8 protein-coding genes are annotated in these 14,709 nt (G+C 69.7%); 6 read left to right on the top strand and 2 right to left on the bottom strand.

Translation table 11 applies throughout. The annotated features are described in order from the left end of the window. Positions 1 to 103: 103 nt before the first annotated feature. The 6 genes from B0I29_RS32755 to B0I29_RS32725 all read left to right on the top strand — a co-directional run bounded on the left by B0I29_RS32755 (position 104) and on the right by B0I29_RS32725 (position 12,203). Positions 104 to 1,483 carry a DUF1349 domain-containing protein gene (locus B0I29_RS32755; protein ID WP_181558081.1) on the top strand — a complete coding sequence of 460 codons (1,380 nt, stop codon included), beginning with the start codon at positions 104 to 106 and terminating at the stop codon, positions 1,481 to 1,483. Positions 1,484 to 1,775: 292 nt separating this feature from the next. Further along, entirely contained in the window at positions 1,776 to 3,677 is a 1,902-nt protein-coding gene (locus tag B0I29_RS32750) for a zinc metalloprotease (RefSeq protein ID WP_146616956.1), read from the top strand. 933 nt (positions 3,678 to 4,610) lie between these two features. Further along, positions 4,611 to 7,928, top strand: a complete 3,318-nt coding sequence (locus B0I29_RS32740; RefSeq protein ID WP_146616955.1) for an FtsX-like permease family protein — start codon at positions 4,611 to 4,613, stop codon at positions 7,926 to 7,928. Further along, positions 7,925 to 10,582 carry an FtsX-like permease family protein gene (locus B0I29_RS32735; protein ID WP_111652995.1) on the top strand — a complete coding sequence of 886 codons (2,658 nt, stop codon included), beginning with the start codon at positions 7,925 to 7,927 and terminating at the stop codon, positions 10,580 to 10,582. Before B0I29_RS32740 ends, B0I29_RS32735 begins: the two co-directional genes overlap by 4 nt. Then, positions 10,582 to 11,538, top strand: coding sequence for an ABC transporter ATP-binding protein (locus B0I29_RS32730; protein WP_245972911.1), 957 nt, complete (start codon positions 10,582 to 10,584; stop codon positions 11,536 to 11,538). The genes B0I29_RS32735 and B0I29_RS32730 overlap by 1 nt, the downstream gene beginning before the upstream one ends. Beyond that, the gene (locus B0I29_RS32725; RefSeq protein ID WP_111652993.1) at positions 11,535 to 12,203 is read left to right on the top strand and encodes an ABC transporter ATP-binding protein; all 669 of its coding nucleotides are present in this window, start codon (positions 11,535 to 11,537) and stop codon (positions 12,201 to 12,203) included. Before B0I29_RS32730 ends, B0I29_RS32725 begins: the two co-directional genes overlap by 4 nt. Before the next feature lie 585 nt (positions 12,204 to 12,788). On the opposite strand, the gene B0I29_RS32720 is transcribed toward B0I29_RS32725, so the two are convergent. After that, positions 12,789 to 13,697, bottom strand: coding sequence for a carbohydrate ABC transporter permease (locus B0I29_RS32720; protein ID WP_111653124.1), 909 nt, complete (start codon positions 13,695 to 13,697; stop codon positions 12,789 to 12,791). Further along, entirely contained in the window at positions 13,697 to 14,632 is a 936-nt protein-coding gene (locus tag B0I29_RS32715; RefSeq protein ID WP_220091480.1) for a carbohydrate ABC transporter permease, read from the bottom strand. Before B0I29_RS32715 ends, B0I29_RS32720 begins: the two co-directional genes overlap by 1 nt. Between the last annotated feature and the right edge of the window lie 77 nt (positions 14,633 to 14,709).

The following is a 14,709-nucleotide window of genomic DNA, read 5'->3' as shown; positions in this document are numbered from 1 at the left end:
CGGCGAAGCCTGCACATGGCAACAGCATGCCTGCGAGGACCTAACAGGGGCATGACAGGTTCGCTTCGGCTGGTGTCATGTCGGGGTGCGTAGAACCGACGGCATGAGAAAGAGGAGCATCGTCGCACTGGTCGCCGCGGTCCTCGCCGTCGTCGTGCCGGGTCTGCTGCTTGCTGGCGGTCCAGGGAGTCCTGGTAGAGAAGGCGCCGGCCCCGGTGTCGCCGACCAGTTCTGGTTTCTGCATCGCGATCTCGGCACCGAGGGAAGCCTCACGGTGCGACTGACCGCGATGACCGGCACGATCACCTATCCGCCTCCGGACCACGACGAGATCGTGTCCGGGCTGGTTCCCTGGGCCAAAGTGGGTCTCATCCTGAAAGACGGGCTGCGACAAGGGTCGCCTTACGCGGCCGTGATGATGACCGGTGACCACGGAGTCCGGTTCCAGCACAACTATCGGCACGACGTCGCGGGCAGACCCGGCGGCGTTTCCGAGCAGGCACCGCGCTGGCTTCGGCTGACCCGCTCAGGTGCGACCGTCACCGGCTCGGAGTCGGTCGACGGGAAGATCTGGGAGACCGTGGGGACTGCGCGCCTCGACGGGCTCCCGGACACCGTCCAGATCGGACTCTTCGCCACGTCACCCGGCGATCTCACGCTGCGCCGGGTCGCTCTTGGCGGGTCCGTCGAGGAGGTCCGCTTCACCCAGGCGGTCGGTGTCTTCGACAACGTGAGTCCCGGTGGCGCCTGGGCGAGTGACCCGGTCGGCGAGATGAACCGGACTGACTGGGAGCGGCTGCGCCATGCTTCCGGTGCGGTCGAGCAGGCCGGTGTCGTCACGGTCAGCGGAGCAGGTGACATCGGGCCGTTCGGCGATGAACCTCTGATCACGGCCCGCCTGGCTCTGATGGGGCTGCCGATCGCGCTGATCATCGTGTTGGTGGTCGGCACGTCGGTGGTGTCGTCGTCCGCCACGGGCGCGGTGGGCCGTCGTCCGCTGCTTGCGATGGCGGCCGCGAGTTTCCTTACCGGACTGATCGCGGTGGGCGTCGTCGTCCCGGTGCCACGAGTGGCGATCGGACTCGGGGTGGCGTTCGCACTGTGCGCGATCCTTGCCGGCCAGCTTCGTGAGCTCTTCGGGCGTCGATGGGCGGCCGTCGTGGTCTCGACGCTGCTGGTTTTCGTGCCCTACGTCGTCACGACGGTTGCCCTGCTGCCGGACCCCGTCGCTCAGTGGCTGCTGCGGGTCACTCCGGCGGCGGGGTTCGCGGCTGGTCAGACGCTCGTTGAGTACCCGCAGGTGACGGCGCACTATGCCCCGTCGGCAGGGTACTTTCCGTTGTCCTGGTGGGCGGGGTTGCTGGTGCTTGGCGCGTACCCCGCTGTCCTTGCCCTGATCGTTCGCCGGCGCCGGGCGGGCCGGTGGGAGCAGCCCCGGATGCCCAGATCCGACCGTTCGCCGAGACGCCATGCGGGTGTGTGACGACCCCTGACGATCGGCCGGCGGCCGGTTGTGATCACCACTCGCCAACTCCTGGACCCCACCAGTACGCCGATATCGGCGCGGGCGGCGTTGCCGGGCGGCCGCGGGGACGCCCCGGTTCGCTCGGCACGTTGCCGCCAGAGCATTGCCGCCAACAGAGCAGGTTTGCAGAGCGGCCTGCAGAGCGGTCCGTATTTTTCCGGACATCGACGAACGTTAAGTGTTGTTGTCAACGCGGGGTGAGCATGGGCAAGGACTTCACATCGGTGGTGGTTGATGGCAGCGTGTCCACATGAGAAGGAGAAGCCCGTTCGTCATAGTGCTCGTCGCGGCTCTCGTGGCGGCCTCGGCGGGACCCGCCGGCGCCCACTCGAAGCCGAGCCTTTCCTACCTGAACCCCGGTGGGCAGGCGCGTCTGGTCGAGAAGGTCCCGGTCAACGTGGTCTTCGTCGGATATGAGCCGTCACAGGTCGCCAAGAGCGATTTCCTCGCCGAGCTGGCGCCGTCCTACGAGCCGGTGGTGCGGTCCCGGCTGTCCTACGGGGTGACCGAGAAGCTCGGCATCACCTACAAGTACGACTACAAACTTAACTACGCCGATACGTCATACGAGAACAAGTTCTTCGGGCAGCTCAGCAAACTGGGCAAGGCAGCGCCGCTGACCGCGTACCAGCAGGCCTACAACGATCAGGCCGGCAACGTGCTGGACATTCCGAACAACACCACGATCGACGCGCCCAGCGTGGAGAAGTGGCTGGCGTTCAACCCGCCCCGGGGCGTGGACACGCGTCGCAACACGGTCTTCTTCGTGAACTGGTACGGGCGTTCCGACTTCAAGCACCACGTCTACACGAAGGCCGGCGAGCCGGACCCGGACACCGGTTACGACTTCGGCGCGAACCGTGACTCCCGCAAGATGATCGCCTGGGGTGGCACGACGGCCGACGACGAGGAGACCGGCCTGGGCGCGACCCGGCGGGTCTGGTTCCACGACCTGTCGGCCGGTCCGGAGTCGTGGACCAGCAACTACGACGTCGACAACCCGGACCTCGACGGTGACGGCGTCGTCGACTACCGGATGCCGCCGACCTGGGAGTACGCGGCCAACGGCTTCCGCTCCCCGGCCGCGCTCGCCGGCGACCTCGGCAAGATCACCCGGTACGTGGCGCTGAACCTGCTCTTCACCACGTCGCCGCTCTACCCGGTGGAGCTGCCGACGCCGGAGCTGCCGAAGTCGCTGAACATCGACGACAACACGTACGAGGGCTGGCCCGGTGTCGACGCCTCCGAGCAGTACGTGACGCCGAGCCTGCTCAAGGCGGAGCTGGCCGAGCTGCGCTGGCGTAACAAGCTCAGCTACGACTCGCAGGATCTGCCCTACGACGCCCAGGCCGAACAGTGTTACCTCGGGCTGCTGACGGACGAGTCCTGCTACCCGGAGAGCGGCTACCCGGCGTTCGCAAACCTGTACCTCTACAACAAGGAGAACCTGGACCGGGCCCTCGACGACCAGGGCAAGGTCGACTACGAGATTCCGCTGTTCAACTACGCGGTCGCCGAGGGCGTCGGGGTGCCGGCGCTCGGGTTCGCCGACGACGACTACACGACCGGTGACCAGTCGTATGTCTTCTCGTTCATCTCCCCGGAGGTGGTCGCCAGCGGATACGGCCTCACCACCACCCAGATCCACGAGGTCGGCCACCACCTGGGCATGAGCCACCCGCACGACGGTTACGACAGCACGACCGGCGTCGATTACGGCCCGGGCGGGGAGTTCTACTTCGTCAACGCCGGCGACGAGAACAACTCGATGATGAGCTACATCGACGTGAACTGGGACTTCAGCCAGTTCGACCGGGACAACAGCGACCGGTTCCTCACGGCCGCCTACTGGGAGGCCGCGAACCGCCTGGCCGCCACGGTGCCTTCCGGCAAGGGCAAGACCTCCTTGCGTACGGCGGACGGCCTGCTCGGATTGTCGTCGAAGGCGTTCGCCGCGCATGAGTACCGGGCGGCATACGCGCTGGCGGAGAAGGCCTACAACACGGTGTCGTCGATTCCGGGCGCGGACCGGGCGTCGGTGGCGAGCACGTTGAAGGCACAGGCCGACGAGGCGCGACGCACCACCGAGCTGCACGACCCGCACGAGTTCATCGACACGCTGGCCCCGGAGAGCCCCCGAAGCCAGCCGTAAGAGCGAGGTCGGCTGTTAGAGCGGGCCAGACGGAAGGCTGGGCCAGCTCTTAGGGCCGGCCAGTCGGAGGGCTGGGCCAGCTCTTAGGGCGGGCCAGTCGGTAAGGGCGCAGGCCAGCCGTTAGAGCGGAGCGAGCGCGGCGAATAGCGATGTTCGCCGCGCCGTTCTCGTTGCCCAAGCCCCAAACGTCGTGATCGTGGTGTGCAAGAGCCACATCTCGGCCGCTCGGCTTCGCCATGTTTGTGGTGGGCGGCCCTGGTCGGGACCCTTTCGACAGGAACCCTTGGGTTCTGCCCGGTGACGTGGTGCCCACGTTTCTCGCCGGCGGTGTCCGGGTGGTCTGCCGGTGTCACTCGTCTCGCCGAACGATCACCGAGGGTGAGCGCCTGGCAAGGGGCGCTGCCGGTTCCGGCCTGATGTTTGGAGACCTGTAGGTGCTCTGGCCCCCACAGGTTTCCACAAAGCCAGATCTCGCCACTGTTGTGGTGGCAGCGCGTGACTACAGAGGCCGCGGATCACCCGAAATCGACACGCCACGGTGGCGGCCACCCGGCTATTCGTGCGTTCGCGGTCGATCGGACGGCCGAACTGCACAAGATCTGAACAACACCTTCCGCCGAGAGCCGGCGCTACCTATCCACAGAATGGCGAAACTCGAGCAGCCGAACGTTGCCAAGATTGCGGACGGAGGGCTTGCGCTGACGTTGCCGCCGGCCGTCGGGGCGGTGCGGGTCCGTCGCTCGCGCGCAGTGGTTGGCGTTGGGGACGGTCTGGCGGAGCGGCTACGCGGAGAGTGGCTGCGCGGAGAGTGGCTGCGCGGAGAGTGGCTGCGCGGAGAGTGGCTGGGCGCGGAAATGATCACAGGGGCCGGTGGGGTCACCGGTTCGCTTCCCATATGGCAAGATCCGTGCCCATGCTCGTCCCCGGTTCCCCATGGCGTTGATCGTTCGGCGCGCTGCCGCCGCCAAAGGTCTGCTGGCTGCCGGAGCGGCGGTCATGTTCATCGCTGCTGTGCTGCTGGCCGGTTTGACCGCTTATGCGGGTGCCGCTGCGGAGGCCGGTGTGCAGGCTGCCGTTGTCGCCGCCGCGCCTGCCGAGCGGTCGGTGCTGGTTCGCGGGGCGGCCGCTGAGGGGCGGGCCGAGAAGATTCGGGCAGCCTACGAAGAGGGTGCGGCCCAGGAACGGGCCGCCCACGGCGAGGCCGACAGCTCGACCGGCAGGCCCGCCTCCGCTGGCACGCCCGCCGTCGACTCGGCCGGCACGCCTTCCGCCAACTCGGCTGGTAGCCCCGGCTCGGCTGGGAAGCCCGGCTCCGCTGGTGTGGCCGGCGGGGGGTGGCGGGTCAGTAGTGCCTCGTACGCGTCGGGTTGGGCTGTTGACGGGGCTGGGGCTGGGGCTACCCCGGATTCGAACGGCCTCGTTTACGCCGACGTGGTCGTGCTTGAGGAACTGCCCGAGCATGCTGATCTGGCCTCGGGGGACTGGCCGGCAGACCAGCCGGGCAAACGAACCGCCGCCCTCGCCGAGCCGGTCGCGGAGCTGCTCGGGCTGACGACCGGCGATACGATGCGGCTGCTGGATCGGCGTACTGATGAGATCGTTCCGGTCACGGTCTCCGGGTTGTGGCGGCCTCGGGACGCTACCGATCCGTACTGGCTGCTGTTGCCGGACGTCTTCTCCGGGCGGCTGCCGCAGACTGCCACGCACGGTCCGATAGTGGTCTCCGGGAAGACGTTTGCCGCTGACTTCGCCGAAGGCGCCTCCGCCGGCTGGCTGGTGCAACCCGAGCTGTTCGGCGCAACCCAAACCGGCGGAACTCAAACCCCTGGAACCCCGACCGGCGCAACCCCGGCCTCCGGAAACCCCGCCGCGACTCTCTCTGGCATGACTATCGAGCGCGTTGGGCGTACCGCAGAGATTGTCGCGGCTGTAGGCGCGCGACTGCCTGAAGTGACCGGTCTGGCCGCGTCCGCGACCATCACCACCGGCATTCCGGTGCTGGCCGAGCGGCTTGATCGCGCCGACCTGGTACGCCGATCCGCCCTGGTCACCCCCGTCCTCCTGCTCGCCGTCCTCGGCGGTTATGCCCTGACCCTGGTCGCGCTCCTGCTGGGTGAGGCCCGGCGTGGGGAGACCGCGCTGCTGCGGGCGCGGGGTGCGTCCCGGAGGCAGCTGGCCGGGTACGCGGCGGCCGAGGCGTTCGTGCTCGTTCTGCCGGCCGCTCTGCTCGCGCCGCCCCTCGCGGTGGCGCTGGTGAGAATCGTCCCGCTGCCGGGAGCGCTGCGTCTGGAACCCGTGCTGACCGGGTCGGTCTGGCTGATCGCGGCGCTCGCGGCGGCCGGCGGCATCCTGGCGCTGACCGTGCCGGCGCTGCGCAAGGCACGTACCTATGTGGCGGAGACCGCGGGGCGTGCCCGGCTGCCGATCTTCCGCCGGGCCGGGATCGACCTGGTCGTGGTCGCTCTGGCGGTCCTCGGCTGGATCCAGCTGCGCCAGTACTCATCCCCGATAGCCGGAGGAACCGGGACAACAGGAGGAACCGGGACAACGGGAGGAGCCATCGCCGGCGTCGACCCGCTTCTTGCCGCCGCACCCACCCTCGGAGTCCTGACCGGCGCGGTTCTCGCCATCCGGCTGTTGCCGCCGATCGCCCGGTTCGCCGCGGCCCGGCTGAACCGGGGCGTGAGCCGTTCCCCGCTGCTCGGCACCTGGCAGGCGGGCCGCCGTGCGCACGCCGGCCCGATGGTCATGCTGGCTCTCGCGGTCGCCGCGGCCACCGTGTCGTGGGCGCTCGCCGACACCGCCCGCGCCTCCATCGACGATCAGGCCGAGCAGACCGTCGGCGCGGACCTGCGGCTCGTGGAGGAGGGCGGCGTCGCGCCGGACAACCGCCTCGCCGAGCTGACCGCGTTGCCGGGGGTGCGTACGGTCGTGCCCGGCTGGCGGGAGTCGATGCCGTTGTCCGCGGGCAGCGACCCGGCGGAGCTGATCGCGCTGGACACGAAAGCGGGCGCCGGGGTGATGCTGGGCCGCGACGACGCGATGGGCGGCCCACCGGCCGAGGTGCTCGCCTGGCTCGCTGCCGAGCGCAAGTCGGAAATCACCGGCAGGACGCTTAAATCGGGGAAAATCGTCACCACGGGCGGGCCGGTCCGCACACTGGCGGTCTTCACCGACGGCCACCGTGTGGACTTGGGCACCAGCGACGACGGCAAACCAGCGACATTCAACGCCGACACAGCCACCGCAACGAGCTCCGGCCCGGCCACCTCTGACCCGGCCACCTCCGACCCGGCCACCCCGAGCCTCGCCGGCTTCCTCGTCGAACCGTTCGCCTCCTCCGACCTGCTCGGCAACCCGATCACCACCACCTGGCGCATCACCGGCCAGGAGGGCGAGTGGCAGTCGGTCACCCGCAGCGGCGGCGGCGCCGCCCCCGACGACGACGGAACCCTGACCGCCACCAGCCGCTTCGCCGTCACCCCGGTGGTGATCCGCGAACCGGTCCCGGTAGCCATGACCCGCGAAGCCATGACCGACCTCAACGCCACCCAGGGCGCCACCGCGTTCCTGTCGATCAACAGCGCCAGCGTCCCGGTCACGGTCGTAGCCGTCGTCGACCGCATCCCCGGCACCACCGGCGGCCCGGCGATCCTCGCCGACCGACCGGCCCTCGACGCCACCCTCTTCACCGCGTACGGCATCGCTCCGCGAACCACCGAATGGTGGATCAAGGGAAATCCCACCGTCGCCGCCAGCGGCCTGGACGTCCTCGACCGCGCCGAGATCGCCGGCTCCGCGGCCCGGGACCCGTTCGGTGCCGGCGCCCGGGTGGCCCTCTTCCTCGCCGCCTTCGGCGCCGTCCTGCTCGCCGCCGCGGGCATCGCCGCCGACTCCCGCGCCACCGCCGGACGCCGCGCCGGTGAACTCGCCGTCCTGCACACCCTCGGCGCCGGCCCGCGCCTGCTCGCCCGATCCCTCGTGGTCGAACAGGCATTCCTCGCCGGCGTCGGCTCCCTCGCCGGCCTCGCCGTCGGACTCCTGGTCGCCGGCGCGATGGCCCCGCTGCTCGTACTCACCCCGACCGCGGTGCGCCCGGTCCCGGAACCGGTTCTGCAGGTCGGCTGGCTGCCCACCGCGGGCAGCGTCGCCCTTCTGGTGGGCGTCGCACTCGCGCTCAGCGCGCTGACCGCGGCCGCCGCGGCGCGCAAGCTGCCTGCCGCGCGATTGCGCTTGGGAGCAGAGCGATGATCATGCAGAGGGTACGCGCGTTCGCCGGCCAATTAGGCCTGCTGGCGGCGCTGGTAGGGCTGGCGGCGTTCCTCTCCGCAGGCCCCGGGCGTCTCGCCAACGGCACCACCGACGAGGGCCTGCGCGCCGACATCGGCGCGTTGATGTCCAGCTCCCGGGACCTGACGTTCACCCTGGCCCGTGACTTCGGGTCGGTGGCCGCGGAAGACCGGGCGTCGCAGCTCGACCCGATCCGCGAGCAGCTGCCGGCCCCGCTGCCCGGGCTGCTCACGCAGAGCTGGTTCGTCACCGAGATCGGCCCGGTCGACGCCACGGTGGGTGGCGAGTACCTCAGAGCCTGCCCGTCGCTGGTCGGCATCCGCCGCCAGACCGGCTCCGACCAGGCCACCCGGATCGTCGAGGGCCGCGCGCCCCGATCCGCCGGCTCGAACGCCGAAGCGATGATCGGCACCGACGAGGCGAAAGCCCTCGGACTCAAGGTGGGCGACGCGGTCACCCTGCACGCCCGGGTCGACGACGCGACGGTACGCATCGTCGGCCGCTACGAGCCCGTCGACGCGACAGCGCCGTTCTGGGCCGACCAGAAACTCGCCCGGGTCGCCTGCCCGTCGATCCTCGAGGACACCCGGTACCGGGCCACCCTGCTCACCGACCCGATCGGCGCCCAGGTGACCGCCGAGAAGGCCGGCGAGTTCAAGCAGCGCTGGCGGTACCGCCTCGACGACCAGCTGCTCACCGCCGACCAGGTCACCGGCCTCACCACGGCCGTCGCCGAGGCCCGCCGGCGCCCGCCCGTCCAGACCGCCCTGCAGAGCGGCGTCGACACCACCCTCGCCGATTTCGACAAGCAGCTGCGTGCCGTCCAGGCCGTTCTCGCCGTGGTCCAGGCCGGCATCCTCGCCACCGTGGCCGGCCTGATCCTGCTCGCCGCGCGTCTGGCCGCCGACCGCCGCCGCACCGAGTACGCGCTGATCCGGGCCCGTGGCGGCTCGGTCGCTGCGATCGCCGGCCGCGCCGCCGCCGAGGCCGCCCTCGTCGTCCTGCCGGCCGCCGCGATCGGCTGGCTGGCCGGTGCCCTGGTGCCGAGCCTGCTGATATCCGGCCGTCCCGACCCGGAGGAACCACTGCTGGTTCTCGGGTTCACGCTGCTCGCGCTTCTCAGCCCGGCGGCACTGGCGGCCGCCGCCGCTCACCGGCCCGACTTCACCGGGCACCGGCAGGACCTGGCCGGCAGCAAGCCGTCGCCCCGGCGGATCACCGGCGAGCTCTTCCTGATCGCCCTCGCCGCCGGCGGCGCCTATCTGGTACGCCGCCGCGGTATCGACGCGGGCGCGGGCGTCGACCCGTACCTGATCGCCGTGCCCGTCCTCCTGTCCGTCGCGGCCTCCCTGATCGCGCTGCGGCTCGTGCCGTTCCCGTTGCGCGCCGCCGGCCGGCTCACCGCCCGGGCCCGCGGCGCGATCGCGTTCCTCGGCCTGGCCGGCGCCGGCCGTGGCGCGCCGATGCGGTCCTGGCCGCTCAGCGTGCTGGTCGTCGCGATCGCCACCGGCATCTTCGCCGGAACCGTCGCCACCACCGTCGGGCACGGCCGGGACCGGGCCGCTGACCTGGCCGTACCCGCCGACGCCGTGGTCACCGGCTTCTCGTTCGCCGTGGACACCCCGGCACGGATCGCCGAGATCGACGGCGTCACCCGGGCCACGCCGCTGCTGCTCGCGTCGGCCGCCGAGGTGCGCAGCGACTCCAGCCCGCTGATCTCGCAGATCCAGGCGATGGTGGTCGACGCGGCCACCTCCGGCCTCGACCTGCCCGCGGAGCTGGTGAACGCGGGCCCCTCCGAGGTCGTCCCGGCGGTCGCCTCCCCGAAGGTCGCCGAGCGGATCGGCGCGGGCGGCAAGATCGACATCCAGGGCCGGCGGTACGTGTTCCGGGTGGCCGCCGTCCGCGACACCGTCCCGGGTCTCGGCACCGGCGTCCGCGAGTTCCTGGTCCTGCCCAGTCAGGCCATGCTGATCCCGGACTTCCAGCCGCTCGTCCCCAACCGCATCCTGGTGGACGGGGACGGCTGGGATCCCGCCGCCGTGCGACGGGTCGCCGACGACGGACAGCGGGCCCAGACGCTGAAGTCCACCGGCAAGGCCGTGGAGGACTTCGAGCTGAACATGCCGGCGACCGTCATGACCCGGGCCGCGTACCGGGAAAGCCTCGACGAACGTGGTGTCGACGGGGTGCTGAGCTTCACGTTCGCCGCCGGGCTGGTCGCCTCGGCCGCGCTCGCCCTGCTCGCCGTCGCGCTCACCGTCCTCGCCGGCGCTCCGGCCCGCGGCCGGACCCTGTCCCGCCTGCGCACCCTCGGGTTGTCCACGGGCCAGGGCCGCGGACTGCTGGTGTTCGAACTCGTACCCCTGCTCGGTGTTGCCGTGCTCGCCGGCGCACTCACCGGTGCCGCGCTGCCGGCGTTGATCGCACCCGCGCTCGGCCTCGACGATTTCACCGCCGGGGTGCCGGCCGAGATCAGCGCCGACCCGTACCTCGCCGCCGGGGTCCTGGTCGTCACGGTTCTCGCCGTGATCGCCGCCCTCGTCGTCGAGGACATCGCCAACCGCCGCCTGCGCCTCGGCACGGTACTGCGGCTCGGAGAGGAGCAGTCCTGATGGACTCTGGCCTGATGGATCTGGCTGAACTGGAGATCAAGGCGGCCGAGAAAGCCGCGGCCCGCGCCGGCGGACAGGACCGGCTCAGCGGGCACATCGTCTGCGACGGGCTGGTGCGCATCTTCCGTACCGAAGGTGTTGAGGTTGTCGCTCTTCAAGGTTTGGATCTTGTCGTCGACCGGGGTGAGTTGCTCGCGGTCGTCGGCGCGTCCGGATCCGGGAAGTCGACAATGCTGAACATCCTGTCCGGCCTCGACGAACCCACCGCCGGGGTGGCGCGGGTTGCCGGATTCGACCTGCTGGGCCTCTCCGCGAAGCGACGCCTCGAATACCGGCGGAAGATCGTCGGGTTCGTCTGGCAGCAGACCGCGCGCAACCTGCTGCCGTATCTCTCCGCCCAGGAGAACGTCTCGCTGCCGATGAAACTGGCCGGGTCGGTCAAGCGGGACCGCGCTCTCGAACTGCTCGACATGGTCGGGCTCGCCGACAAGGCCGGCCGCCGTCCCGATCAGATGAGCGGTGGTGAGCAGCAGCGGTGCGCGGTCGCGGTGGCGCTCGCCAACGACCCCGAGGTGCTCTTCGCCGACGAGCCGACCGGTGAGCTCGACGAGGCCACCGCCGACGAGGTGTTCGGCGCGCTGCGCACCGTCAACGCCGAACTCGGCGTCACCGTCGTGGTGGTCACCCACGACATGAACGTGGCCGGCCAGGTCCGCCGAGCGGTCGCCATCCGGGACGGAAAAACCGCTTCCGAGGTACGCCGATCGGCCCGGATCGCCGCCGACGGCACCGAGGAACACGTGACCGAGGAGTACGCCGTCCTCGACCGGGCCGGTCGCCTGCAACTGCCGGCGGCGTTCGTCGAGGCCCTGAGCCTCCGCGACCGCGTCCGCCTCAACCTGGAACCGGACCACGTCGAAGTCAGACCCAGTGCCTCGGGGGAGCAGGACCGATGAGCGTCGTCGAAGTATCCGGGGTCGGCCGTGCCTTCGGTTCCGGTGACCGGACCGTGCACGCTTTGAGCGACGTCTCCTTCGCCGTCGCGAAGGGTGAGCTCATCGCTGTCCGCGGCCGCTCCGGCGCCGGCAAGACCACCCTGCTGAACCTGATCGGCGGCCTCGATCGCCCGACTGCGGGAACCATCACGGTCGCCGGTCGCCCGGTCACCGGCGCCGGCGAGCAGGAACTGCTCGAACTGCGCCGCGACGTGATCGGTTTCGTCTTCCAGTCGTTCGGCCTGATCCCGATCCTGACCGCCGCCGAGAACGTCAGCATCCCGATGCGCCTGTCCAAACGCCGCCCCGCCGAACGCGACGAGCGGGTGTCGGTCCTCCTCGAACTCGTCGGCCTCGGTGGCCAGGCCGCCCAGCGCCCCGGCGAGCTCTCCGGCGGTCAGCAGCAGCGGGTCGCGGTGGCGCGCGCCCTGGCCAACGACCCCGACCTGCTGATCGCCGACGAACCCACCGGCCAGCTCGACTCGGACACCGGCCGCGCCATCATGGATCTGCTCCGGGCCGTCGTCGACGCTCGTGGCATGACCGCCCTGGTCGCCACCCACGACCCGGCGCTGATGGACCGGGCCGACCGCGTGATCACCCTTCGAGACGGTCGCCTGGCGTAACGCCCTGCGCCCCGCCGCCAGCTCACGATCTCTGAGTGCCGAGCCCAGGACAGACCACGGCCCACGGTGAGCGTTCATCCAGGGGGGATGGGGGCACACGGTGGCGTTGTGTACGGCCTGAACCCACGCCGTGAGCACTCCGCCCGGTGTGTGTCGAGTTGAGGTGCGTATCGAACCTGAAATCGACACGGGCGGGCGGTTCGCTGGGTGTGTGTCGAGTTTGGGGGCGTAGTGAACCCGAAGTCGACACGCGCGTCGGGCCTGCGCGATCTTGGGCCGTTGTTCCTGTCGGGGTGTGGTTCGGGGACCACGATCGCCGCGGGGGCGGGGCGAAGAGGCGATCAGGGCCGAGCGGCCACTGCCAGCGGGATTTCCACTAGCCAGCAGGGCCATCTTGGTCCCGGCGGCTCCGGGCTCCGGGCGCCGGGCTCCGGGCACCGGGTACGGCGCTATGGCGAATGAGGAGAGGCCGCGAAAAGGCGTACCGAAGGAGGAAGGGTGAGGGGCGCGCCTGGCTGGGGCTGGGTGTGACGAAGGCCGCGACCCGTGGAACGGGGCGCGGCCTTCGAGGGGTTTTGCGTCTTGTCAGCCCTTGACGCTGCCGGCGAGGAGGCCTCGCACGAAGTAGCGCTGGAGCAGCAGGAACACCGTCACGGGGACGATGATGGAGACGAAGGCGCCTGCGGAGAGCAGGTGCCAGGCGGTGCCGCGGGTGCCGCTCAGGTTGGACAGCTGGACGGTGATCGGGGAGATCTCCGGGGAGCCGGCGAACGTGAGGGAGACCAGCAGGTCGTTCCACACCCAGAGGAACTGGAAGATGCCGAACGCGGCCAGCGCCGGGGTGAGCAGCGGCAGCAGCACCCGGAAGAAGATCGCCACGTGGCCGGCGCCGTCCATCCGGGCCGCCTCGATCAGGCTGGACGGCACCTCTTTGATGAAGTTGTGCAGGATGTAGATCGCCAGCGGCAGGGCGAACGCCGAGTGGGACAGCCAGAGCGTCCAGAAGGTGTTCGCGATGCCCATGTCGACGTAGAGCGACAGCAGCGGGATCAGGGTGACCTGCAGCGGCACGATCTGCAGAGCGAAGATCGCGATGAACAGGAAGTTCTTACCCTTGAAGTTCATCCACGCGAACGCGTAGGCCGCGAGCGACGCCAGGCACAGCGGGATGATGACCGCCGGCAGGGTGATGACGATCGAGTTCAGGAAGAAGTCGGCCAGGTTGATGTTGTCCGGGTCGAAGACGGCCTGGTAGTTCTCGAACGTGACCTTCGGGTCGGAGAAGAACGTCCACCAGCCGGTCGTCTTGATCGCGCGCTCCGGGCGGAACGAGGAGACCAGCAGACCGAACGTCGGGAGCGTCCAGAGGACCGCGATGATCAGTGCGGCCAGCGACGCCCACGGCGAGGTGAGCTTCTTCTTCGCCGTCGACGCCGCGGAGACCTTCTCCGGGGTGAGCGGTGGCGTGGTGGTGACTGGAGTGACGGTGCTCATCACGCCTCCGAACGGCGAAGCTGCCGGATGTTGTAGACGATGATCGGGATCACGAGGATGAACAGCACGACCGCGAGCGCGGCGCCGAGACCCTGGTTGGCGCTGCGGAAACTCTGGCTGTAGAACTCGTTGGCGATCACGCTCGTGTCGAAACGGCCACCGGTCATCGTCTGCACGATGTCGAAGACCTTGAGCGTACCGATCGCGATGGTCGTCAGGACGACGATCACCGCCGGCCGGATCGCGGGCAGCGTGACGAAGCGGAACATGCCCCACGGTGTGACGCCGTCGAGGCGGGCGGCCTCCACGATGTCGTCCGGGATCGCCTTGATGGCCGCCGAGAGCAGCGTCATCGCGAAACCGGCCTGGATCCAGATCATCACGAGGATGAGCAGGAACGTGTTCAGCGGCGAGTCGATCAGCAGCTGGACCGGCTTGCCGCCGAGCCAGACGATGACCTGGTTGACCAGGCCGATCTGCTTCACGTTGCCCTGGTCGGGGCGGTACTCGTACATGAACTTCCAGATCACCGACGCCGCGACGAACGAGATCGACATCGGCAGGAAGACCAGCGCCTTGGCGACCGACTCGATCCGCGCCTTGTCGACCAGGATGGCGTAGAGCAGGCCCACGCCGGTCGCCAGGAACGGCGTGAAGAGAACCCAGAACGCCGTGTTCCGGAGCACGACCAGCTGCTCCGAGTCGGTGAGGATGAGCTTGTAGTTGTCGATCCCGATGAACGCATCACCTGCGGCGTTGAAGAACGACTCGTAGATGGTGCGAAGACCGGGGTAGAGGAGGCCCACGCTGAGCATCAGCACGACGGGGGCCAGGTACAGGTACGCCACGAAGCTGTCGCGCTTACCCGCGACACGACTGGCGATGAACAGGATCACACCGACGACAGCGGCGAACAGCAGGATCGCCGCGAACATCTGGAACAGCTTGTCGGCGGTAGTGGAGGCGGTGGTGAACACGCGGCCCGTTCCTCCTTGGGCGGTAAACCAAATAA

The organism is Actinoplanes lutulentus (assembly GCF_003259845.1).
Lineage (GTDB): Bacteria > Actinomycetota > Actinomycetes > Mycobacteriales > Micromonosporaceae > Actinoplanes > Actinoplanes lutulentus.
This window is presented reverse-complemented; position numbering and strand designations above follow the sequence as displayed.

Coding starts and splice junctions, on each gene's coding strand:
- B0I29_RS32740 (WP_146616955.1), top strand. CDS start 4,611: ATGGCGTTGATCGTTCGGCGCGCTGCCGCCGCCAAAGGTCTGCTGGCT.
- B0I29_RS32735 (WP_111652995.1), top strand. CDS start 7,925: ATGATCATGCAGAGGGTACGCGCGTTCGCCGGCCAATTAGGCCTGCTG.
- B0I29_RS32755 (WP_181558081.1), top strand. CDS start 104: ATGAGAAAGAGGAGCATCGTCGCACTGGTCGCCGCGGTCCTCGCCGTC.
- B0I29_RS32750 (WP_146616956.1), top strand. CDS start 1,776: ATGAGAAGGAGAAGCCCGTTCGTCATAGTGCTCGTCGCGGCTCTCGTG.
- B0I29_RS32725 (WP_111652993.1), top strand. CDS start 11,535: ATGAGCGTCGTCGAAGTATCCGGGGTCGGCCGTGCCTTCGGTTCCGGT.
- B0I29_RS32715 (WP_220091480.1), bottom strand. CDS start 14,632: ATGTTCGCGGCGATCCTGCTGTTCGCCGCTGTCGTCGGTGTGATCCTG.
- B0I29_RS32730 (WP_245972911.1), top strand. CDS start 10,582: ATGGACTCTGGCCTGATGGATCTGGCTGAACTGGAGATCAAGGCGGCC.
- B0I29_RS32720 (WP_111653124.1), bottom strand. CDS start 13,697: ATGAGCACCGTCACTCCAGTCACCACCACGCCACCGCTCACCCCGGAG.